Origin of the sequence: Rhodococcus sp. 14-2483-1-1 (genome assembly GCF_002259335.1) — a bacterium.
Classification (GTDB): domain Bacteria; phylum Actinomycetota; class Actinomycetes; order Mycobacteriales; family Mycobacteriaceae; genus Rhodococcoides.
Map to the genome: position 1 here is coordinate 511,502 of NZ_NPFX01000021.1, position 21,149 is coordinate 532,650.

18 protein-coding genes are annotated in these 21,149 nt (G+C 65.1%); 14 read left to right on the forward strand and 4 right to left on the reverse strand.

All coding sequences use genetic code 11. The features are described from left to right. Positions 1 to 18 precede the first annotated feature (18 nt). A complete protein-coding gene (locus CH294_RS20930) occupies positions 19 to 471 on the forward strand; it encodes a universal stress protein (RefSeq protein WP_032378962.1) in 453 nt (150 codons plus the stop codon). Positions 472 to 542: 71 nt separating this feature from the next. Here CH294_RS20930 and CH294_RS20935 read toward each other — a convergent pair whose 3' ends face one another. The 3 genes from CH294_RS20935 to CH294_RS20945 form a co-directional block, all read right to left on the reverse strand. Beyond that, entirely contained in the window at positions 543 to 2,864 is a 2,322-nt protein-coding gene (locus CH294_RS20935; RefSeq protein WP_094738952.1) for an ATP-binding domain-containing protein, read from the reverse strand. A 148-nt stretch (positions 2,865 to 3,012) separates the two neighbouring features. Then, complete coding sequence (locus tag CH294_RS20940; protein ID WP_032378960.1) at positions 3,013 to 4,203, reverse strand: DoxX family protein; 1,191 nt, start codon at positions 4,201 to 4,203, stop codon at positions 3,013 to 3,015. A gap of 133 nt (positions 4,204 to 4,336) precedes the next feature. Then, complete coding sequence (locus CH294_RS20945) at positions 4,337 to 5,026, reverse strand: MBL fold metallo-hydrolase (RefSeq protein ID WP_094739000.1); 690 nt, start codon at positions 5,024 to 5,026, stop codon at positions 4,337 to 4,339. Between the two features lie 260 nt (positions 5,027 to 5,286). On the opposite strand from CH294_RS20945, the gene uvrA reads away from it, so the two are divergent. Then, positions 5,287 to 8,217, forward strand: a complete 2,931-nt coding sequence (gene uvrA / locus CH294_RS20950; RefSeq protein ID WP_094739001.1) for an excinuclease ABC subunit UvrA — start codon at positions 5,287 to 5,289, stop codon at positions 8,215 to 8,217. A 79-nt stretch (positions 8,218 to 8,296) separates the two neighbouring features. Here the strand turns inward: uvrA and CH294_RS20955 are convergent, their stop codons facing one another. Beyond that, the gene (locus CH294_RS20955) at positions 8,297 to 8,683 is read right to left on the reverse strand and encodes a DUF1844 domain-containing protein (RefSeq protein WP_032404077.1); all 387 of its coding nucleotides are present in this window, start codon (positions 8,681 to 8,683) and stop codon (positions 8,297 to 8,299) included. Positions 8,684 to 9,073: 390 nt separating this feature from the next. On the opposite strand from CH294_RS20955, the gene infC reads away from it, so the two are divergent. The 12 genes from infC (at position 9,074) to argF (ending at position 21,128) form a co-directional block, all read left to right on the forward strand. Beyond that, positions 9,074 to 9,805, forward strand: a complete 732-nt coding sequence (gene infC, locus CH294_RS20960; RefSeq protein ID WP_170944810.1) for a translation initiation factor IF-3 — start codon at positions 9,074 to 9,076, stop codon at positions 9,803 to 9,805. A 116-nt stretch (positions 9,806 to 9,921) separates the two neighbouring features. Next, positions 9,922 to 10,116, forward strand: a complete 195-nt coding sequence (gene rpmI, locus CH294_RS20965) for a 50S ribosomal protein L35 (RefSeq protein ID WP_008715923.1) — start codon at positions 9,922 to 9,924, stop codon at positions 10,114 to 10,116. Positions 10,117 to 10,202: 86 nt separating this feature from the next. Continuing rightward, positions 10,203 to 10,592, forward strand: a complete 390-nt coding sequence (gene rplT, locus CH294_RS20970; RefSeq protein ID WP_032378959.1) for a 50S ribosomal protein L20 — start codon at positions 10,203 to 10,205, stop codon at positions 10,590 to 10,592. Positions 10,593 to 10,630: 38 nt separating this feature from the next. Continuing rightward, entirely contained in the window at positions 10,631 to 11,437 is an 807-nt protein-coding gene (locus tag CH294_RS20975) for an RNA methyltransferase (protein WP_094738953.1), read from the forward strand. A gap of 73 nt (positions 11,438 to 11,510) precedes the next feature. Further along, positions 11,511 to 12,578 (forward strand): phenylalanine--tRNA ligase subunit alpha, encoded by a 1,068-nt coding sequence (pheS, locus tag CH294_RS20980; protein WP_032404019.1) that lies wholly within the window; start codon positions 11,511 to 11,513, stop codon positions 12,576 to 12,578. Between the two features lie 54 nt (positions 12,579 to 12,632). Further along, positions 12,633 to 15,119: a phenylalanine--tRNA ligase subunit beta gene (gene pheT, locus CH294_RS20985; protein ID WP_094738954.1), complete on the forward strand. Its 2,487-nt coding sequence runs from the start codon at positions 12,633 to 12,635 to the stop codon at positions 15,117 to 15,119. A 69-nt stretch (positions 15,120 to 15,188) separates the two neighbouring features. After that, positions 15,189 to 15,740, forward strand: coding sequence for a hypothetical protein (locus CH294_RS20990; protein ID WP_094738955.1), 552 nt, complete (start codon positions 15,189 to 15,191; stop codon positions 15,738 to 15,740). Between the two features lie 52 nt (positions 15,741 to 15,792). Then, a complete protein-coding gene (gene argC, locus CH294_RS20995) occupies positions 15,793 to 16,848 on the forward strand; it encodes an N-acetyl-gamma-glutamyl-phosphate reductase (protein WP_094610223.1) in 1,056 nt (351 codons plus the stop codon). Then, a complete protein-coding gene (argJ, locus tag CH294_RS21000; RefSeq protein WP_037150736.1) occupies positions 16,845 to 18,083 on the forward strand; it encodes a bifunctional glutamate N-acetyltransferase/amino-acid acetyltransferase ArgJ in 1,239 nt (412 codons plus the stop codon). Before argC ends, argJ begins: the two co-directional genes overlap by 4 nt. Continuing rightward, on the forward strand, positions 18,080 to 18,994 hold the full coding sequence (gene argB / locus CH294_RS21005; RefSeq protein ID WP_094738956.1) for an acetylglutamate kinase: 915 nt from the start codon (positions 18,080 to 18,082) through the stop codon (positions 18,992 to 18,994). Before argJ ends, argB begins: the two co-directional genes overlap by 4 nt. Next, the gene (locus tag CH294_RS21010; protein WP_032378952.1) at positions 18,991 to 20,196 is read left to right on the forward strand and encodes an acetylornithine transaminase; all 1,206 of its coding nucleotides are present in this window, start codon (positions 18,991 to 18,993) and stop codon (positions 20,194 to 20,196) included. Before argB ends, CH294_RS21010 begins: the two co-directional genes overlap by 4 nt. Continuing rightward, positions 20,193 to 21,128, forward strand: coding sequence for an ornithine carbamoyltransferase (argF, locus tag CH294_RS21015; RefSeq protein WP_032378951.1), 936 nt, complete (start codon positions 20,193 to 20,195; stop codon positions 21,126 to 21,128). Before CH294_RS21010 ends, argF begins: the two co-directional genes overlap by 4 nt. Positions 21,129 to 21,149 lie beyond the last annotated feature (21 nt).

Consider the following 21,149-nt stretch of genomic DNA (forward strand, 5'->3'; position numbering starts at 1 on the left):
CGACAAATGGAGGAATGAATGAGCGCCTACCGCACCGTCGTCGTCGGGACCGATGGCTCCGAATCGTCACTGCGGGCAGTGGAGAAGGCCGCGGCTCTGGCGGGAGACGCCGATGCCACCCTGGTGATCGCCTGCGCGTACTACCCGGCCGATCCCAAGGACACGTCCGCTGCCGCCGACGCACTGCGCGAGGACGCCTACCAGATCACCGGATCGGCACCGACGCGTGAAATTCTGCGCACTGCGCGCGAGCATGCCACCAAGGCCGGTGCGAAGAACATCGAGGAGAAGGCGATCGTAGGCGCTCCCGTCGAGTCGCTGCTGGCACTCGTGGACGAGGTGAAGGGCGATCTGCTCGTCGTCGGCAACCGCGGCCTGAACTCGTTGACCGGGCGCCTGTTGGGTTCGGTTCCGTCGGACGCCGCTCGCAAGTCCACCTGCGATGTCCTGATCGTGCACACCGTCCGCTGATTTCACCCTGCGCACGCCTTACGGCCCGCTCCATCGAATCGACGGAGCGGGCCGTTGGTGTGTGCAGGTCTCTAGGCTTCCGGCTCGAACGGCTGCAGCGCCGAGAGTTCCTTCGGTAGCGGGTCGACGTGCACCACGCCGAGTCGCTGGGTGGCTCGGGTGAGTGCCACGTAGAGGTCGTTCATTCCCTTCGGCGACTCGGCCACGATGGCACTCGGCTCGACGATGAGAACCGAGTCGAACTCGAGCCCTTTCGCGTCCTTGACCGACGACACGGTCACCACGTCCGAAGCCAGATGTCGGAAGTCGGAGACGCGACCGGCTGGAACGAGCACTGCGCTCAGCCCAGGTCGTGGGTGCTCTGCGACCCGCTTCTCCACTGCGGTGAACAGGTCCGCCTCCAGCACTTGCAGCGCCCACGGTGTCACGCCGGTGCTGCGGATGGACCGGGGCTCGGACTGCTCGGGATCGATCGCGGCCAGCACGTCGTGCGCCACCACCATGATCTCCGACGGCGTCCTGTAGTTCACCGTCAGTTCGGTCCGCTTCCAGCGCTGTGCCACATACGGTTCGAGTACCGAACTCCACGAAGACGTTCCGGCGGGATCGCCGGTCTGCGCAGTATCGCCCACCAGGGTCATCCACCGATTCGGTATGCGCCGCATCACCATTCGCCACGCCATGGTCGACAGTTCCTGAGCCTCGTCGACGATCACGTGCCCGTATGTCCAGGTCCGGTCGCCGGCTGCCCGTTCGGCGGTGGTGAGGCGTTGACCCGAATTCTGCCGTCGCGCAAGCTGATCGGCGTCGATCAGGTCGTAGGCCATCAGGATCTCCGGATCGAGTTCGTCCTCGAGGTCCTGTGGTGCCGAACCGGTCAGGATGTCCAGTGCCCCCTGGGCGTCGGCGATCTGGCCGCGCCACTGACGTTGTGCCTGCTCACGTTCGGCCGCATCGTCCACACCGAGCAACTCGGCCAGCTCGTCGAGCAGGGGAGCGTCGGCAGCGGAGAAACCCCGGCCCCGACGAGTCAGCGAGTCGCGCTCTTCCGCATCCAGTTCCGGTGCGGCCGAGGCGATCTTCTCGGGCGAAGCAAACAGGTCGTGGAGAACCTGTTGGGGAGACAGATCCGGCCACAGCTCGTCGACAGCGGCCATGACGTCCTGGTCTTCGCGCATCTCGTCGCGCATGTCCGCGATGTCGTCGGCGCTGAGCAGGCTGGATCCGTCGACCAGGTTCTGGCCCAGCTTCGCTGCCAGTTGGTTGGCCAGTTGATCGATCACCGAGGACACGAACAGTGGCCGAGCGAGGTTGTGCGGTCGCCGCGACGAGCGAGCGCGTCCGCGAGCTCGGGTGACGATCTTGCGGTCGAGCGTGATGTCGTAGGTGTCGAATTTCAGCCGCCTCGGTTGCGCGGGAATTTCCTGCCGGTCGCGTACCGCTCGGGTCAGCACGTCGACCATCGACAGTCTGCCCTTGACCTCGGTGGCCAGGGCCGAATCCTCTCGTTGCGCACGGACTCCCGGGTAGAGGTCGCCGATCGTGGACAACAGCACACCGGTTTCGCCGAGCGAGGGCAGCACCTGTCCGATGTAGTCGAGGAACGTGGCGTTGGGTCCGATGATGAGCACGCCGCTCTTGCCCAGCTGCTGGCGGTAGGTGTAGAGCAGATACGCGGCGCGGTGCAGCGCGACGGCCGTCTTGCCGGTGCCCGGTCCGCCTTGAACGACCAGCACACTGCGATGCTGCGACCGGATGATCGCGTCCTGTTCGCTCTGGATCGTTTCGACGATGTCGTTCATCTGGCCGGTACGCGCAGCATCCAGAGCCGAGAGCAGCGCACCTTCACTTGCGACACCGCCTGCTACGGCAGCATCGCTCGACGATCGAGCCGAGTTCAGATCCAGGAATTCGTCGGCGATCGACGTCACGCGGCGGCCGCGGGTGCGAATGTGCCTGCGCCGCAACACGTTTTCAGGCGCAGCCGGCGTCGCCAGATAGAACGGCCGGGCCATCGGTGCTCGCCAGTCCAGCAGCAGCGTTTCGTAGTCGTTCTTGTCGTCGAGGATTCCGACTCGGCCGATGTAGCGTTCGGGACGATCGTCCACCTTGGGGTCGAGAGAATCCGGATCGAGGTCGATACGTCCGAAGCACAGTCCGTTCTCTGCGGCGTCGTACTTGGCGATGTCCTCGGTGTACATCTGGTTGAACGATTCGCGTTCGCTTCGGGCCTGTGGTGTTCCACCGGTCTCCAACAGCACGGCCCGCAATCGGTTTGCCGCGTATTCGCGCAGCGCGTCGAGCTGCGTGTACAGCCTCGTCAGATGCGCCTGCTCGAGGTCTTCTTCGATCGGTATGTCGGAACCGCTAGATGTGTGGCCGTCGTCCGGCAAAGGGTCTCCTCGGGGATTCGGCCGAGGCGAAGATATCGCCTCGAAATCAGCCAGAGCAGTCTACGCCGCACAACGGCCCTGCCGCAGAACCTCGAGTTCCGGGGCAGGGCCGCTGTGCACGAGCGTGCGCTCGTTCTGTCCGCGAGGACTACTTGGCGTACTGCTGAATCTTCTTGTCCAGATTCTTCTGAGCCTTGGCAACTCGCTTTTCGAGCTTGGCGCGGGCCTGCTCGGTGACCTTCTCGAGCTCCTTGCTCTGCTTCTCGGCGCGCTTGCGAGCGCGCTTGCCGAGTGTCTCCACGCGATCGGACGCCAGATCGGCCCACGTGACTCCGCGCTTCTGAGCCTCGTCGGCGAGGACGGAGCCCTTCTCAGCGGCCAGATCGGCGAGCTTGGATGCCCGCTTCTGCGCGACGTCGGCCAGTTCGACGCGACGATCCGCGGCAACGTCGACGAGCTTCGATCCACGCTTCTGCGCGAGTTCGGCCAGGTCGGTTCCGCGGTGCGCTGCCTTGTCGGCAAGCTTGGATCCGCGCTTCTGGGCCTCGTCGGCCAGGTCGCTGCCACGGTCGGCGGCGAGTTCGGCGAGCTTGGACCCGCGCTTCTGTGCTTCCTCGGCCAGTTCGGAGCCCTTGTCGGCTGCGATATGAGCCCAGCGGCTCAGTGCCGGCTGAGCAACCTCGGCCAGCTCCGAGCCCTTATCGGTAGCGATGTCCGCGAGCTTGGCCAACTTGGGCTGGGCGGCGTCGGCGAACTTGGCCAGCTTCGGCTGGGCAGCCTCGGCGAGATCTGCGCTGCGGCTCGCGGCGACGGCTGCGATTTCCTTGACGCGCTCACCGGTCTCGTGGGTGGAGTGCCCCGGCAGTGCCGAGACGACGGTCTCCTGCGCGCGGCGTGCTGCCCGCTTGCTACGCCATGCCACGGACGGCTTGCCCTCGGTATCGACGGCCGCGATGAGCAGTCCGCCGAGGAGGCTCAGGTTCTTGAAGAAGTGGATGCGCTGCGCAGCCTTGGTCTCCGGGTCGGTCTCGTTCCAGAAGGCGTGACCGGCCAGCGTCGTCGGAACGAGGCTTCCGGCCAGTGCGATCGATGCGATACGTGGTGCCTTGCCGGTCGCCAACAGAATGCCGCCCGCAACCTGAATGCCGCCGTTGATGCGAACCAGCGTCTCCGGGTCCTCGGGCACATTCGCGGTGACCTCGTTCGGCAGCGCGTCCTTGCCCTGCTCGATCAGCGGAGCGGCAACCTTTGCCTTGCCGCTGGGGTTACGGAGTGCGTCGACGCCCCCGGCGATGAAGATCGTAGACATCAACGGACGGGCGATACGGCGGACCAGCATTGACAGCCTCCTGCGTAGTTTCTCGTGTCATCGGCGTTAGGACATCGCACAGCGGTAGGGGAAACCTACCGGGGTGCGTCCTTTTGTCACACTATTCATACCCCGTGTTCGACGGTCTCAAGCGCGCCGATCGTCACCAGCCCCGTTCGCGCCATTCGGCCAGGTGAGGGCGCTCGGCACCGAGTGTGGTGTCCTTTCCGTGGCCCGGGTAGACCACGGTGTCGTCGCTGAAACGGTCGAACAACTTTGCCGTCACGTCGTCGAGAAGGTGGGTGAAGTCCTCGGGGCTTCCAGTTTTTCCGACGCCCCCGGGGAAGAGTGAATCTCCGGTGAAGAGATGGGTGCGGGTGTCGTCCGTATCGGTCAGCGCGAGTGCGATGGAACCGGGGGTGTGTCCGGTCAGGTGCACCACATCGAACGTGAGCTCGCCCACCGTCACCGTGTCCCGATCGGCCAGCAGGCGGTCCGGAGCGACGGGCAGCGGCTCGGCATCGAGTGCGTGAGCGGCCGTCGGCGACTCCGTGCCACCAGCGATGTCCGCCAGCGCCTGCCAGTGGTCGGCGTGCTGATGCGTCGTCACGATGAGCGAGAGGGTCGGTGCGTTCTCGTCGATGAGCAGCGAAATGCGTTCGGCCTCGTTGGCGGCGTCGATCAGCACCGAATGACCCGTTGCGGAACAGACGACCAAGTAGGTGTTGTTGTCCATGGGGCCGACCGACATCTTCGTGATCGTCGCGCCGGGAATCGTGCGCCGCTGCGGCTGCGAACCCTGAGAGACGACGCCGGTGTAGTTGTCGTCGATGACCATGAGGTGCTCGTCCATTTCGAGGACGCTACCGTCGGCGGCCCGATGAGGGGCGTCGGGGTCGTGCACGTGGAAAAGTGTGTCGGTGCCTGGATCTACCATTGCTACTGCGTGAGGTTCGTCCCTCACCGAGACAGGTTTTCGACGTGGGGTCGTCGGTTACACGACGTGTAGCCGGTGCATCGGCACCACACGTCATCACGCGACTCGTCAGTTGCACAGTGCTGCATCGGGCAGCGACTCGACTGGACGTGCTCGTTCGGAAAGAAGGGAACACAGTGGCGGATCGCCTGATAGTGCGAGGTGCACGAGAGCACAATCTGCGGGGAGTCGACATCGACCTGCCTCGCGATGCGCTGATCGTGTTCACAGGTCTGTCCGGCTCGGGCAAGTCGTCCCTCGCCTTCGACACGATCTTCGCCGAAGGTCAGCGTCGCTACGTGGAGTCGCTGTCCGCGTACGCGCGGCAGTTCCTCGGCCAGATGGACAAGCCGGACGTGGATTTCATCGAGGGGCTTTCGCCTGCGGTCTCCATCGATCAGAAGTCGACCAACCGCAACCCACGGTCGACCGTCGGCACCATCACCGAGGTCTACGACTACCTTCGCCTGCTGTACGCCCGCGCCGGCACGGCGCATTGCCCGGTGTGTGGTGAACAGATCGCGAAGCAGACTCCGCAGCAGATCGTCGATCAGGTGCTGGACATGGAGGAGGGTCTGAAGTTTCAGGTCCTCGCTCCGGTGGTCCGTACCCGTAAGGGTGAATTCGTCGATCTCTTCGACTCGCTCAACACGCAGGGCTACTCCCGTGTGCGCGTGGACGGCGTCGTACACCAGCTCACCAGTCCTCCTGTTCTCAAGAAGCAGGAAAAGCACGACATCGAGGTGGTCGTCGACCGCCTGACTGTCAAGTCCAGCTCGAAGCAGAGGTTGACGGACTCGGTCGAAACCGCCCTTCGACTTGCGGACGGCATCGTCGTTCTGGACTTCGTCGACCGCGACGAGAACGCTCCGGACCGCGAACGCCGGTTCTCCGAGAAGCTCGCGTGCCCCAACGGCCACCCGTTGTCCATCGACGATCTCGAGCCGCGGTCCTTCTCGTTCAACTCGCCGTACGGTGCCTGCCCCGACTGCGTCGGACTCGGCGTGCGCAAGGAGGTCGATCCCGAGCTCGTCGTTCCCGACGGCGATCTCAGCCTCGCCGACGGAGCTATCGCACCGTGGTCGATGGGCCAGACATCGGAGTACTTCGGCCGCCTGCTGTCCGGGCTCGCCGACGCGATGGGGTTCGATCTGAATGCACCGTGGAACAAGTTGCCCGCCAAGGTCAAGCGAGCGGTCCTCGAAGGCAGCGACCACCAGGTGCACGTGAAGTACAAGAACCGTTACGGCCGAACGCGCTCGTACTACGCCGAGTTCGAGGGTGTGATGCCGTTCCTGCACCGCCGTCTCGAGCAGACCGAGTCCGAGCAGATGAAGGAACGCTACGACGGGTACATGCGCGATGTGCCGTGCCCCACGTGCAACGGTGCCAGGCTGCGGCCCGAGATCTTGTCGGTCACGATCGCGGCGGGCGACTTCGGTCCGAAGTCGATCGCCGAGGTGTGCGAGCTGTCGATCGCCGATACCGCGAACTTCCTGAACAGCCTCACCCTCGGTCGTCGTGAGGAGGCGATCGCGGGCCAGGTACTCAAGGAGGTGCAGGCGCGCCTCGGCTTCCTGCTCGACGTCGGCCTGGAATACCTCTCCTTGGCCCGAACGGCCGGCTCCCTGTCCGGCGGCGAGGCCCAGAGAATCCGGCTCGCCACCCAGATCGGATCGGGCCTCGTCGGCGTTCTCTATGTGCTGGACGAGCCCTCGATCGGTCTGCACCAGCGAGACAACCGTCGGTTGATCGACACGCTGACCCGGCTCCGCGACCTCGGAAACACGCTGATCGTCGTCGAGCACGACGAGGACACCATTCGTACCTCCGACTGGATCGTCGACATCGGGCCGTTGGCCGGTGAGCACGGCGGCCGCGTCGTACACAGCGGCTCGTACGAGGACCTGCTGACCAACGAAGAATCTTTGACCGGCGCGTACCTTTCCGGGCGGATGGAAATTCCACTGCCGGACACCCGTCGCGTCGTCGACAAGAAGCGTCTGGTGACCGTCGTGGGTGCCCGCGAACACAATCTGCGCGGTATCGACGTGAGCTTCCCCCTCGGGGTGCTCACCTCGGTCACCGGAGTGTCCGGTTCGGGCAAGTCCACGCTTGTCAACGACATCCTCGCGACCGTGATGGCCAACAAGCTCAACGGTGCCCGCCAGGTTCCCGGGCGGCACACCCGGATCAACGGACTCGACCAACTCGACAAACTCGTCCGGGTCGACCAGTCGCCCATCGGACGCACGCCGCGCTCCAACGCGGCAACCTACACCGGCGTCTTCGACAAGATTCGTACGTTGTTCGCAGCCACCACCGAGGCCAAGGTGCGCGGCTACCAGCCCGGGCGGTTCTCGTTCAACGTCAAGGGCGGTCGGTGCGAGGCATGCTCGGGCGACGGCACTCTCAAGATCGAGATGAACTTTCTCCCGGACGTCTACGTTCCGTGCGAGGTCTGTGAGGGCGCGCGGTACAACCGCGAGACACTCGAGGTGCATTACAAGGGCAAGACCATCGCCGAGGTTCTGGACATGCCGATCGAGGAGGCCGCGGATTTCTTCGAGGCCATCACCTCGATCCATCGATACCTCAAGACACTTGTCGAGGTCGGTCTCGGATACGTGCGTCTCGGTCAACCGGCCACCACGTTGTCCGGTGGTGAGGCGCAACGCGTCAAATTGGCGGCTGAATTGCAGAAGAGGTCCACGGGCCGCACCGTCTACATTCTCGACGAGCCGACCACAGGCTTGCACTTCGAGGACATCCGGAAGCTGCTCGGCGTGGTGAACGGTTTGGTGGACAAGGGCAATACCGTGATCGTCATCGAGCACAACCTCGATGTCATCAAGGTCTCCGACTGGGTGATCGACATGGGTCCCGAGGGCGGGTCCGGTGGCGGAATGGTTGTGGCGGAGGGTGATCCGGAGGCTGTAGCGGCTGTGCCGGAAAGTTACACGGGTAAGTTCCTGCAGGAAGCGCTCACTCGTGAGTCGGTTGTCTCGCAACCGGTGAAAGCCGCCCCGAAGAAGCGCAGGCCGCGAAAGGTCGCCGCAGTCCGGTAGCGCCCGCGAACGTCGAACGCCGCATCCGGTAGTGCACCGGATGCGGCGTTCGTGTTCGGGTCGTCGTCGAGGCTCTCGCTCAGTGCACCGGACCGGTGTACTTCTCGCCGGGGCCCTTTCCTGGCTCGTCCGGGTGGGCCGATGCTTCCCGGAATGCGCGCTGCAGTGCTTGTAGTCCATCGCGAATGGGTCCGGCATGGGGGCCGAGGTATTCCACCGACGCGGTGACCAGGCCTGCCAGTGCGGTGATGACACGTCGTGCCTCGTCGAGGTCCAGGTAGGGGCTCTCGGCGGGATCCGGCTCGGAGAGTCCCAACTTCTCGGCTGCGGAACTCATCAGCATGACCGCAGCGCGGCTGATGACCTCGACCGCGGGGACCTCGGCGAGTTCACGGACTTCGGGCTCGGTGCCGACTGGGTCGACACCCGCGGGATCGCCATCGGCGGGAGTGGGGGAGCTGGTCATGCCTACGAGAATCCCACGCCGCCTGCGGCCGGAAGAATCGGGTGCCGACGAGTTCGGGGGCGATCGGGCTCGATTGTCGGTTTGTCGAATCTGCTGGTAGTGTGACTCGACGACCGTCTTCGGCGTGCGCTCCTCGATGGAGTTCACCGCACGGAGGCAGCAAGTGGAGCCCGACTCCCACCGGCACGTAGCCTTCAACAAGCTACTTCCGGTCCGGTCGCACGATGGAGATCGTCACAGATTTCCGACGTGCTTCCTCCCAGTGAGGAGACTGTACGACGACAGTTGTCGTGCGGGTCGACCGGTCGACATCGGGCCCTGCTATCGGTTCACACCGAGAGCGGGGTTTTTTCTTTGTAGCGGTTCGCGTCGCTGCGGGGAATGTCGAGGATCGACGGCAACGGGCTGTGCCAGTGGCAGGCGGTCGGGTTACACACCACACCGCACTACCTAGGAGGCCCCATCAGCACTGAGACCCGCATCAACGATCGCATCCGAGTTCCCGAGGTCCGGCTTGTCGGACCGGGCGGTGAACAGGTGGGGATCGTGCGTGTTGAAGATGCACTCCGCTTGGCTCTCGAAGCCGACCTCGATCTTGTCGAGGTAGCTCCCGACGCACGTCCGCCGGTCTGCAAGATCATGGACTACGGGAAGTTCAAGTACGAGGCTGCGCAGAAGGCGCGCGAATCGCGCAAGAACCAGACGCTCACCGTCATCAAGGAGCAGAAGCTTCGCCCCAAGATCGACGCGCACGACTACGAGACCAAGAAGCGCAACGTCGTTCGCTTCCTCGAAGCCGGCTCGAAGGTCAAGGTCACCATCATGTTCCGCGGTCGCGAGCAGTCGCGACCCGAACTCGGTTTCCGTCTGCTGCAGCGTTTGGGCGCGGACGTCGCGGAGCTCGGCTTCGTGGAGACCTCGGCCAAGCAGGACGGCCGCAACATGACGATGGTGTTGGCGCCGCACAAGGGTGCCAAGACTCGCGTCAAGGCACAGGAGAGCGCAGCGGCACCGCCCGCGCAACGCGCACCGGCTCCCGCGCCGGAACAGCCCGCCGATGCAGCCCCGGCTGCCGAGGCACCGGCCGCAGCAGCTCCGGCTACTCCGGCGCAGACCAACTGAGCTTCGTGCTCTACCAGTAAGACAGCCCTACAACTGCTTCGGTGCACAGGTTTTCCGTTGCGCTGTACGGCTGTGCCAAGCAACACCGAAGAGCTATTACAGAAGAAGAGGATTTCATGCCCAAGCAGAAGACCCACAGTGGTGCCAAGAAGCGATTCAAGGTGTCCGGCAGCGGCAAGATCCTGCGCCAGAAGGCCGGCCGTCGCCACCTGCTCGAGCACAAGCCCACCAAGGTGACTCGTCGCCTCGATGGTGTCGCCGTTGTCAAAAAGGCCGACGTGCCGCGGATCAAGCGCCTCCTCGGTATCTGATCCGGCCCGCCGCCGACTGATCTCGGTCGGCTTCATCCCTTACCATTCGGGGTTTTCACACACCCCCAGATCGACAGGATTCACCAGTGGCACGCGTAAAAAGGGCCGTCAACGCCCAGAAGAAGCGCCGTTCGATTCTCGAAGCGTCCAAGGGCTACCGCGGACAGCGCTCACGTCTGTACACCAAGGCCAAGGAGCAGCAGCTCCACTCGCTCACCTACGCGTACCGGGACCGCCGCGCGCGCAAGGGTGATTTCCGCAAGCTGTGGATCACGCGTATCAACGCTGCAGCACGGGCCAACGACATCACGTACAACCGCTTCGTCCAGGGCCTGAAGGCCGCGGGCGTCGAGGTCGATCGCAAGATCCTCGCCGAGCTCGCTGTGTCGGATGCCGCGGCTTTCGCAAGCCTGGTCGCCATCGCCAAGGCTGCACTGCCTGCCGATGTCAACGCTCCTGCCGGAGAAGCAGCCTGAGCGAGTCGCCGTACGACGATTCAACTCCGAAACGACCCGTGGATTCGCTGACCGAGCGAACACCGCGGGTCGTTTCGGCCGTCAAGCTCGCGCGTGCCGCGGAACGCAAGAAGACCGGGCAATTCCTCGCCGAGGGGTTCAATGCGGTCTCCGAGGCCGCAAAGTCCGGGCTGGTCCGCGAGCTGTTCTTCACCTCGGATGCCTTCGAGCGTCACCACGCCTTGATTTTGTCCATCGAGGCCGGCGGCGCACGAGTCTTTCCGATCACCGACCGAGCCGCGAAAGCGCTGTCCGACACCGTCACCCCGCAGGGGCTCGTTGCGGTCACCGGACTGGTCGACGTCTCTCTCGGTCGTGCGTTGGCCGATGGTCCGCGTCTGGTAGCGGTACCGGTAGAGGTCGCCGAGCCGGGCAATGCAGGGACGGTCATCCGCGTCGCAGACGCCGCCGGAGCGGATTCGGTTGTCTTGCTGGGTGATTCGGTGGATCCTCACAACGGCAAGTGCGTCCGCGCGTCAGCAGGCAGTGTATTCCATCTCCCGATCGCTCGGGAACGTTCGATCGAATCCGGAATCGAGGCGTTACGCAGCGCGGGTCTGTCGATCGTGGCGACGGCCGCCGACGGTGAGGTCGACTTGGACGACGCCGACGAACTGCTCGGACGGCCGACCGCGTGGTTGTTCGGCAACGAGGCACACGGGCTGCCCGAGTCGGTGGCTCGCGACGCCGATCACCGCATCCGGATCCCGATCCACGGTCGCGCCGAGAGCCTCAATTTGGCAACTGCCGCAGCGATCTGCCTGTACGCGAGCGCCCGGGCCCAGCGACGCTCCGAGACCTCGTGAGCACCTCTCGCCTAGGATCGATACCTGTCTGCCTCGTGCAGACACCGACTATTACTCGAGGAGTGCAGCTGTCGTGGCGAAGAAAGATGTCGGACCCGAGCCGGTAGATCCGAGCGTGCTGGAGGAATCTGCGCTCGGATCCGCAGTGGACTCGGCGGAGCAGGCGTTCGCCGACGCAACGAATCTCGATGCCTTGACCAAGGTCAAGATCGACCACGTGGGGGGCAAGGCTCCGTTGGCGCTGGCGCAGCGCGCACTCGGAGCGATACCGGGCGAGCAGAAGGCCGACGCGGGCAAACGCGTCAAGGCAGCGCGCGACCGGGTGCAGAAGGCCTTCGACGAGCGACGTGCCATTCTTTCGGCCGAGCGGGACGCGGCAATCCTGGTGGCTGAAACCATCGACGTGACGCTGCCGACCGGCCGGGCTCCGGTCGGTGCTCGGCATCCCATCACGATCATCGCCGAACAAGTTGCGGACGTGTTCGTCGGAATGGGCTGGGAGGTCGAAGAAGGCCCCGAGGTCGAGACCGAACACTTCAATTTCGACGCGCTCAACTTCCTGCCCGACCACCCGGCGCGCACGATGCAGGACACGTTCCACATTGCGCCCGAGGGATCGCGGCAGGTGTTGCGCACTCACACCTCGCCGGTGCAGGTGCGGTCGATGCTCTCCCGTGAACTTCCGATCTACGTGGTCTGCCCGGGGCGGACATTCCGCACGGACGAACTCGACACGACGCATACTCCGGTCTTCCATCAGGTCGAGGGTCTCGCCATCGACAAGGGTCTGACCATGGCGCATCTGCGCGGAACGCTGGATGCGTTCGCCAAAGCGCTGTTCGGCAACGACACCCGCACTCGGATGCGACCGAACTACTTCCCGTTCACCGAGCCGTCGGCCGAGGTCGATGTGTGGTTCCCCAAGAAGAAGGGCGGGGCCGGTTGGGTCGAGTGGGGTGGCTGCGGGATGGTCAACCCGAAGGTGTTGCAGGCCAGCGGCATCGACCCCGAGGTGTACACCGGATTCGCATTCGGAATGGGCCTCGAACGCACGCTTCAGTTCCGCAACGACATCCCGGACATGCGCGACATCGTCGAAGGCGACATCAGATTCACGCTGCCCTTCGGTGTTCGGGCCTGACGCCGCTTCACACCCGCCCCACTTCTTCTCGGATAAAGAAAGAGCTGAGCACACGTGCGAGTCCCACAATCCTGGCTGACCGAGGTCCTGCACGCGGGGACTCCCGACTGGGCTGTCTCGCCCGAGGAGCTCGACGCCGGTTTCGTGCGGGTCGGTTTCGAAGTCGAAGAACTCGAATCGCTGGACAACGTGACCGGACCACTGGTGGTGGGCCGGGTGAGCTCGATCGAGGAACTGACCGAGTTCAAGAAGCCGATTCGATTCTGCCTGGTGGACGTCGGGGCCGACGAGCCACAGGAAATCGTCTGTGGTGCGCGAAATTTTGCCGAAGGCGACCTGATCGTCGCCGCTCTGCCGGGCAGCGTTCTGCCCGGCGGATTCGCCATCGCATCGCGCAAGACGTACGGCCGCAATTCCAACGGCATGATCTGCTCTACGCTCGAGCTCGGACTCGGCCGAGACCACTCCGGCATTCTGGTGCTGCCTGCAGACACGGCCGCACCGGGTGACGACGCCAAAGAGGTTCTGGGGCTGAAGGACTCGGTCATCGAGCTGAACGTGACCCCGGATCGCGGTTACGCCTTCTCGGTCCGCGGACTGGCCCGTGAGCTGGCGTGCAGCTTCGACTTGCCCTATGTGGACCCGGCACGGACGATGCCCACCGAGGTCACCGGTGAGGCATGGTCGGTCACCGTCGAATCGAACTCGGGCGCATCACGATTCGCGTTGCGCAAGATCGTCGGCATCGATCCCACGGCGACCACTCCGTGGTGGATGCAGCGTCGCCTGCTTCTGGCCGGCGTGCGCCCGATCTCGGTTGCTGTCGATGTCACCAACTATGTGCTCCACGAGCTCGGCCAGCCGCTGCACGCGTTCGATGCGGCCAAGCTGAACGGCGATCTCGTCGTCCGCCGCGCGAACGCGGGGGAGAAGCTGACGACACTGGACGGAGTCGAGCGGTCACTCGATCCTGAGGACGTCGTCATCGCCGACGGGTCGGGAGCCATCTCGTTGGCGGGCGTCATGGGCGGGGAGTCCACCGAAGTGGACGACGCGACCACCGAGGTCGTACTCGAAGCAGCGTCGTTCGATCCGCTCGCGGTGTTCCGAACCGGTCGCCGTCACAAGTTGTCCAGCGAGGCGAGCAAGCGTTTCGAGCGGACCGTGGACTCTGCTCTTCCGGTCGCCGCGCTCGATCGTGCGGCACAGTTGCTGGTCGAGATCGCAGGTGGCCGGATCGAGCCGGTGTTGACCGACATCGGCGAGGCCGCCGAGTACCCGGCAGTCACGATGGACTTCGATCTTCCCGACCGAATCGCCGGCGTGCAGTACCCCAACGGAACCGCTGCTCGACGGTTGACGCAGATCGGCTGCAGAGTCGACGTGTCGGTCGACGATGCCGGGCACGGTCAACTGACCGTGACGCCGCCGTCGTGGCGACCGGACCTGGTGCAACGTGCCGACCTGGTGGAAGAGGTGCTGCGTCTCGAGGGGCTGGAGAAGATCCCGTCGGTCCTGCCGTCGGCCCCCGGCGGTCGCGGCCTCACCGCCGAGCAGAAGCGCAGACGAGCGGTCGGCAAGGCGCTCGCGTTCTCCGGCTACGTCGAGGTACTTCCTCCGGTGTTCCTGCCCAAGGGCGTCTTCGACACCTGGGGTCTGGACGAGGACGATCCACGGCGTGCCACCACCTCGGTGCTCAATCCGCTCGAGGCCGATCGCCCCGAGCTCGCGACCACCGTGTTGCCGGGACTGCTCGAGATGCTGAGCCGAAACATCGCCCGCGGTCAGCGTGACGTGTCGCTGTTCGGAATCGCCCAGGTGGTGCTTCGGCACGATGCCACTGCTGCGGTGGACGCGCTGCCGGTGGATCGTCGTCCCACCGACGACCAGATCGCCATGCTTCGAGGGTCGTTGCCGGCGCAGCCGGTGCATGTGGGCGTGGTGCTCACCGGTCAGCGTGAGCTGTCGGGTCCATGGGGCCCGGGACGCGCCGCCGATGCAGCCGACGCCTTCGCTGCGGTACGCACAGTGGCCGAGGCGGCCGGCGTTCACGTCGATCTTCGTGCCGCTCAACATCTTCCGTGGCATCCCGGTCGGTGTGCAGAGGTACTGCTCGACGGCGAGGTCGTGGGATATGCAGGCGAACTGCACCCGGCGGTCCTCGAGCGGGCAGGCTTGCCGCCGCGTACCTGTGCCGTAGAGCTGAGCCTGAGCGCTCTGCCTGTTGTCGAATCGCTCCCGGCCCCCGAGGTGTCGCCGTATCCGGCGGTGCTCCAGGACGTTGCCGTAGTGGTCGATGCCTCCGTGCCTGCGGCGTCCGTCGAGGCGGCGCTCACGATCGGCGGCGGCGATCTGCTCGAATCGATCCGGTTGTTCGACGTCTACGAGGGCGAACAAGTCGGCGAAGGTCGCAAGTCTCTGGCCTTCGCACTGCGGTTCCGTGGAACCGACGGAACGTTGACCGAGGATCAGGCCACTGCTGCGCGCGATGCTGCAGTGGACGCGGCAGCCAAAGCCGTCGGAGCCGAGCTGCGTAGCTGATCTGTCGGCGGCCGAACCGTCGGTTCCGTAGCGTGGAGTCACGAACGCCCACGGTGACGGGAGCAACGAATGAGTGAATCCGGTGCAGACGGCACGGCGTCCGATCTGCAGGTTGTGCACGACGTCCTCGCGGCGGTGGCCGGTCGGCAGCGGCTGGCCCCGTTGGCGGCTGCGGCGACCGCATTGGCCGCGGAGTTGGGCACCGTCGAGCCCGAACCCACTGGACCCGATCGTGGTATGCCACCGGGAACGGTGCCCGATGTCGATGTTCCGCAGGTCACCAGGCCTCGGATCGATCAGCCGCTCGGAGATCCGCCGCCGGGTGCTCCACTGGGCGGCACGGTGCCGGGCATCATCGATGCGGAATTGGTCGACGATATGCCCGTCGGCGCAGGCGGTGGGTATACAGGCGACGCGGTCGGCGGCTTCACCGAATCCGGAGTGCCCACCTGGGACGGTGTACGCGACAAAGTGGACCATCGCTCGGGTACGGCCGTCGGAGCGGAAGAGCTGGACCGGGAGTCCCGGGCCGGTCGAGATCTGGACAAGCAATGGAACGAGCGTCAAGAAGCCGGCCGCAAGAAGCTCGACGAGATCCGTAAGTCCATGGGCGGAAGCTGACACACCGGACCCGTTCATGAATGAGCTTGCATGATGCTGCATAATAAACCGCATGACTATTTCGGAGGCCGCGCCGAGACGCGTTGCGGTAGCGGGCGCAAGTGGGTATGCCGGCGGTGAGATTCTTCGGCTTCTGCTCGGGCACCCAGCGGTGCGCGACGGTTCGCTGGTCATCGGTTCGCTGACGGCCGGCGGCAATGCCGGGTCCACGCTCGGAGAGTTCCATCCGCATCTGTTGCCGCTGGCCGACCGAGTTCTCGGTCCGACCACCGTCGACGAGCTGGCCGGCCACGATGTCGTGTTCCTCGGGCTCCCGCACGGCAAGTCCGCCGAGCTTGCACTTGCGCTGCCAGAGTCGGTGGTGATCATCGACTGCGGTGCCGACTTCCGCCTCACCGACGGTGCGGCCTGGGAGAAGTACTACAAGAGTCCGCATGCAGGCAGCTGGCCGTACGGGTTGCCGGAGCTGCCGGGCCTCCGAGAGCGGTTGGTCGGTGCGACCCGCATCGCGGTTCCCGGGTGCTATCCGACGGTGTCGTCTCTCGCGCTCGCGCCTGCCGTCGCCGCCGGCATCATCGAGCCGCGGGTCAACATCGTTGCCGTGAGCGGTACATCGGGTGCCGGTCGAGCTCCCAAGGCCGACCTCTTGGGCTCGGAGGTGATGGGCTCGGTTCGGGCGTACGCAGTGGCGGGTGCCCACCGACACACGCCGGAGATCGTGCAGAATCTGTCGGCCGTTGCCGGGAGCGCGGTTGCGGTGTCGTTCACGCCGGTTCTCGCGCCCATGCCCCGCGGAATTCTGGCCACCTGTACCGCGATCACCACTGCCACTGCCGAGCAGGCGGTCGAGGTATACGAAAAGGCTTACGCTGCAGAACCCTTCGTGCACGTTCTTCCCGCCGGCCGCCTTCCTCAGACCGGTTCGGTGATCGGGTCGAACGCCGTACAGATGAGCGTGTCGGTCGATGCCGACGCAGGCCTGCTCGTCGTCATTGCGGCCATCGACAACTTGGCCAAGGGAACGGCGGGAGCCGCCGTTCAATCCATGAATCTTGCACTGGGAATCACCGAGACCGATGGTCTCTCTACCGTAGGAGTAGCGCCATGAGCAGCGTTCGGAGTGAGGCGGAGACCGTCGGCACGGTCGCGGGGAAGCTGGTCCGCACTCAAGGTGTCACCGCTCCCGCCGGGTTCCGCGCGGCCGGAATTCCCGCCGGTATCAAGGTAAGTGGCAGGTCGGATCTGGCCCTGGTGTTCAACGAAGGACCCGACTTCGCGGCGGCGGGTGTGTTCACCCGCAACAAGGTCAAGGCCGCTCCGGTGCTGTGGTCCCAGCAGGTGCTCTCCACCGGGCGGTTGCGTGCGGTGATTCTGAACTCCGGTGGTGCCAACGCCTGCACGGGTGCGCCGGGGTTCCAGGATGCGCATCGTACGGCCGAGGAAGTGGCGTCCGCACTGAGCAACTGGGGTTCGGAGACCGGGGCCATCGAGGTTGCCGTGTGCTCGACGGGTCTGATCGGTGATCGGCTGCCGATGGACAAGCTGCTGCCCGGTGTGACCGAGGTGGTGCACGAACTCGCAGGCGGCATTTCGGGTGGTACCGATGCGGCGTACGCGATCATGACCACCGACACCGTGCCGAAGCAGGCGGCGATTCATCACGCCGACAAGTGGAACGTCGGCGGTATGGCCAAGGGTGCCGGCATGCTGGCACCCTCGCTGGCCACGATGCTCAGTGTCATCACCACCGATGCGGTCGCCACCGCGGAACAGCTCGACAAGGCACTGCGTGCGGCCACCCGGCTCTCCTACGATCGGCTCGATGTCGACGGCGCGTCCTCGACCAACGACACGGTGCTCCTGCTGTCGTCCGGGGCCAGTGGAGTGGCACCGTCTCAGGAAGACCTCGATGCCGCGGTCCTGGCGGTGTGCGACGACTTGGCCGATCAGATGATGGCCGACGCGGAGGGCGTGACCAAGCGAGTGAAGATCACCGTGTCGGGTGCGATGTCGGAGGACGAGGCCCTGATCGGCGCACGGACCGTTGCCAGGGACAGCTTGACCAAGACGGCACTGTTCGGTTCGGACCCGAACTGGGGACGGGTGCTCGCTGCGATCGGTATCGCGCCGATCGAACTCGATCCCGACCGAATTGCCGTGTCGTTCAACGGCAATCCCGTGTGCATCGACGGCGTCGGCGCGCCGGGTGCTCGTGAGGTCGACCTGTCCGGTGTCGATATCGCCGTGACCATAGACCTCGGTCTCGGTGCCGGTTCGGCCACCATCCGAACCACCGACCTGTCGCACGCGTACGTCGAAGAGAATTCGGCGTATTCGTCGTGACCTCGGCAGCCCTGCAGTTGACGGCCGCGCAGAAGGCGTTCACTCTCGCCGAGGCTCTGCCTTGGTTGCAACGATTCTCGGGTAAGACCGTTGTGGTGAAGTACGGCGGAAACGCCATGATCGACGACGATCTCAAACGGGCGTTCGCCGCCGACATGGTGTTCCTGCGTACCGTCGGAATCCATCCCGTCGTCGTTCACGGTGGCGGGCCACAGATTTCGGCGATGCTCACCCGGCTCGGGTTGACGGGCGAGTTCCGCGGCGGATTCCGCGTCACGACGCCCGAGGTCATGGACGTCGTGCGAATGGTGCTGTTCGGGCAGGTCGGCCGTGAGCTCGTCGGCCTGATCAACAGTCACGGGCCGTATGCCGTCGGCATCTCGGGCGAGGACGCGCACCTGTTCACGGCTACGCGGCGAACCGTGCTCGTCGACGGCGACCAGACCGACATCGGTCTGGTGGGCGACGTCACCTCGGTGGATCCGAAGGCGATCTTCGATCTCATTGCGGCCGGACGTATTCCGGTGGTGTCCACCATCGCTCCCGACCGCGACGGCGTCGTGCACAACATCAACGCCGACACCGCCGCCGCCGCACTGGCGAGCGCCATCGGTGCCGAAAAACTGGTCGTGCTCACCGACGTCGAGGGTCTGTACACCGCGTGGCCGGATCGCACCTCGTTGACGTCCGAGATCGATGCGTCCGCGCTCGATGCGTTGCTGCCCACGCTCGACGCCGGGATGGTGCCGAAGATGGAAGCGTGCCTGCGCGCCGTTCGAGCAGGCGTGCCGACTGCACATGTCATCGACGGGCGCGTCGAACATTCGGTTCTGGTGGAATTGTTCACCGGCCAGGGGATCGGCACCATGGTCACCCCCGATCACTCTTCTACGTCAGGAGTCACGCCATGACCGGCACGGAGTCCACGCTCGATCTTCAACAGCGGTGGTCGAATTCGCTGATGGACAACTACGGTGTGCCGCGTGTGGCGCTCGTGCGCGGTGACGGTGCAGTAGTGACCGATGCCGACGGCAAGCAGTACCTGGACCTTCTCGCCGGTATTGCCGTGAACATCCTGGGCCACGCCCATCCGGCGGTGATCGAGGCGGTCAACACGCAGCTGTCCACTCTGGGACACACCTCGAATCTGTATGCGACAGAGCCCGGTATCGCGTTGGCAGAGCAATTGCTCGCGCACCTCGGTGCCGGGGCCACCGGGCGAGTGTTCCTGTGCAACTCGGGAACCGAGGCCAACGAGGCAGCGTTCAAGATCGCTCGCCTGACCGGTCGTCCCAACATCGTGGCAGCCGAGAAGTCCTTCCACGGGCGGACGATGGGAGCTCTTGCACTCACCGGACAACCCGACAAGCGCACTCCGTTCGAGCCGATGCCCGCGGGCGTGCAGCACGTGCCGTACGGCGATGTGGCCGCGCTCGAGGCCGTCGTCGATTCCGACACCGCCGCAGTGTTTCTCGAACCGATCATGGGTGAGGGGGGTGTGGTGGTTCCGCCCGAGGGATACCTCCTTGCTGCGCGTGAGATCACCGCGAAACACGGCGCGTTGCTCGTTCTCGACGAGGTGCAGACCGGAATCGGTCGAACGGGGTGGTTCTACGCACATCAGTCGGTCGGCATCGTGCCCGACGTGATCACGCTCGCTAAGGGCCTGGGCGGTGGCCTTCCCATCGGTGCGTGCATCGGTATCGGAGCCGCGGGGGAACTGCTGCATCCGGGTAAGCACGGCACCACGTTCGGTGGTAATCCCGTGTGTGCCGCTGCCGCGCTTGCGGTGTTGCGCACCATCGCCGACGAGGATCTCCTCTCTCACGCCGACAGCATCGGCAAGACCATCGCTCACTCCATCGAGGCCCTCGAACATCCTCTCGTCAGCCATGTCCGGGGATCGGGGCTCCTCCTGGGAGTCGTGCTCACCGCTGCGATCGCACCGGCGGCCGAGGCGGCCGCGCGAGACGCAGGCTTTCTTCTCAATGCGGCGCAGCCCGATGTGCTGAGACTCGCACCACCACTGATCATCACCGAAGAGCAAGCCGCGTCGTTCGTGACGGCTCTACCGGCAATTCTCGACGCAGCACAGGAGGCTCATCAGCCATGACCGTTCAGCACTTTCTCCGAGACGACGACGTCACCCCACAGCAGCAGGCCGAGATCCTCGCTCTGGCTGCCGAACTCAAGCGTGCGCCGTTCTCGAAGCGCCCGCTCGAGGGGCCGAAGGGTATCGGCGTCATCTTCGAGAAGAACTCCACCCGGACTCGCTTCTCCTTCGAACTGGGCATCGCGCAACTGGGCGGGCATGCCGTCGTGGTCACCGGAAGCGATACGCAACTCGGTCGCGAAGAGACGCTGCAGGACACCGGCCGGGTGCTCTCGCGCTACGTCGAGGCCGTCGTGTGGCGCACCTTCGGGCAGAAGCGGCTCGAGCAGATGGCCACCGGCGCAACGATTCCCATCGTCAACGCCCTGTCGAACGAATTCCACCCGTGCCAGGTACTCGCCGATCTGCAGACCCTGATCGAGCACAAGGGGAACCTGAAGGGGCGCACGTTGGCATATTTCGGTGACGGTGCCAACAACATGGCGCACTCGCTGCTCATCGGCGGAGTGACGGCAGGGCTGAACGTCAGGATCGCCGCGCCCAAGGATTTCGCGCCGCTCGGATACGTTCTCGACGCCGCCCGTGCGCGCGCCGAGGAAACCGGGGCCACCATCACCGTCACCGAGGATCCGGCCGAGGCCGCAGCCGGTGCCGACGCGCTGGTCACCGACACCTGGACCTCGATGGGTCAGGAGAACGACGGACTCGATCGTGTCGCCCCTTTCCGGCCGTATCGAATCGACTCCGATCTCCTGTCCAAAGCCCAGTCCGACGCTGTTGTGCTGCACTGCCTCCCAGCACATCGCGGCGAGGAGATCACCGACGAGGTGCTCGACGGTCCACAGAGCGTCGTGTGGGACGAGGCGGAGAACCGTCTGCACGCGCAGAAGGCACTGCTGGTCTGGCTCCTCGACAAGGCTCAGCGACCATGAGCGAGGACGTCAGTGCGGTGC

Bases quoted from the DNA above. Each gene is read 5' to 3' on its own strand.
- CH294_RS20930 (WP_032378962.1), top strand. From the start codon at position 19: ATGAGCGCCTACCGCACCGTCGTCGTCGGGACCGATGGCTCCGAATCG.
- CH294_RS20940 (WP_032378960.1), bottom strand. From the start codon at position 4,203: ATGCTGGTCCGCCGTATCGCCCGTCCGTTGATGTCTACGATCTTCATC.
- CH294_RS20945 (WP_094739000.1), bottom strand. From the start codon at position 5,026: ATGGACGAGCACCTCATGGTCATCGACGACAACTACACCGGCGTCGTC.
- CH294_RS20955 (WP_032404077.1), bottom strand. From the start codon at position 8,683: ATGACCAGCTCCCCCACTCCCGCCGATGGCGATCCCGCGGGTGTCGAC.
- rpmI (WP_008715923.1), top strand. From the start codon at position 9,922: ATGCCCAAGCAGAAGACCCACAGTGGTGCCAAGAAGCGATTCAAGGTG.
- CH294_RS20990 (WP_094738955.1), top strand. From the start codon at position 15,189: ATGAGTGAATCCGGTGCAGACGGCACGGCGTCCGATCTGCAGGTTGTG.
- argC (WP_094610223.1), top strand. From the start codon at position 15,793: ATGACTATTTCGGAGGCCGCGCCGAGACGCGTTGCGGTAGCGGGCGCA.
- argJ (WP_037150736.1), top strand. From the start codon at position 16,845: ATGAGCAGCGTTCGGAGTGAGGCGGAGACCGTCGGCACGGTCGCGGGG.
- CH294_RS21010 (WP_032378952.1), top strand. From the start codon at position 18,991: ATGACCGGCACGGAGTCCACGCTCGATCTTCAACAGCGGTGGTCGAAT.
- argF (WP_032378951.1), top strand. From the start codon at position 20,193: ATGACCGTTCAGCACTTTCTCCGAGACGACGACGTCACCCCACAGCAG.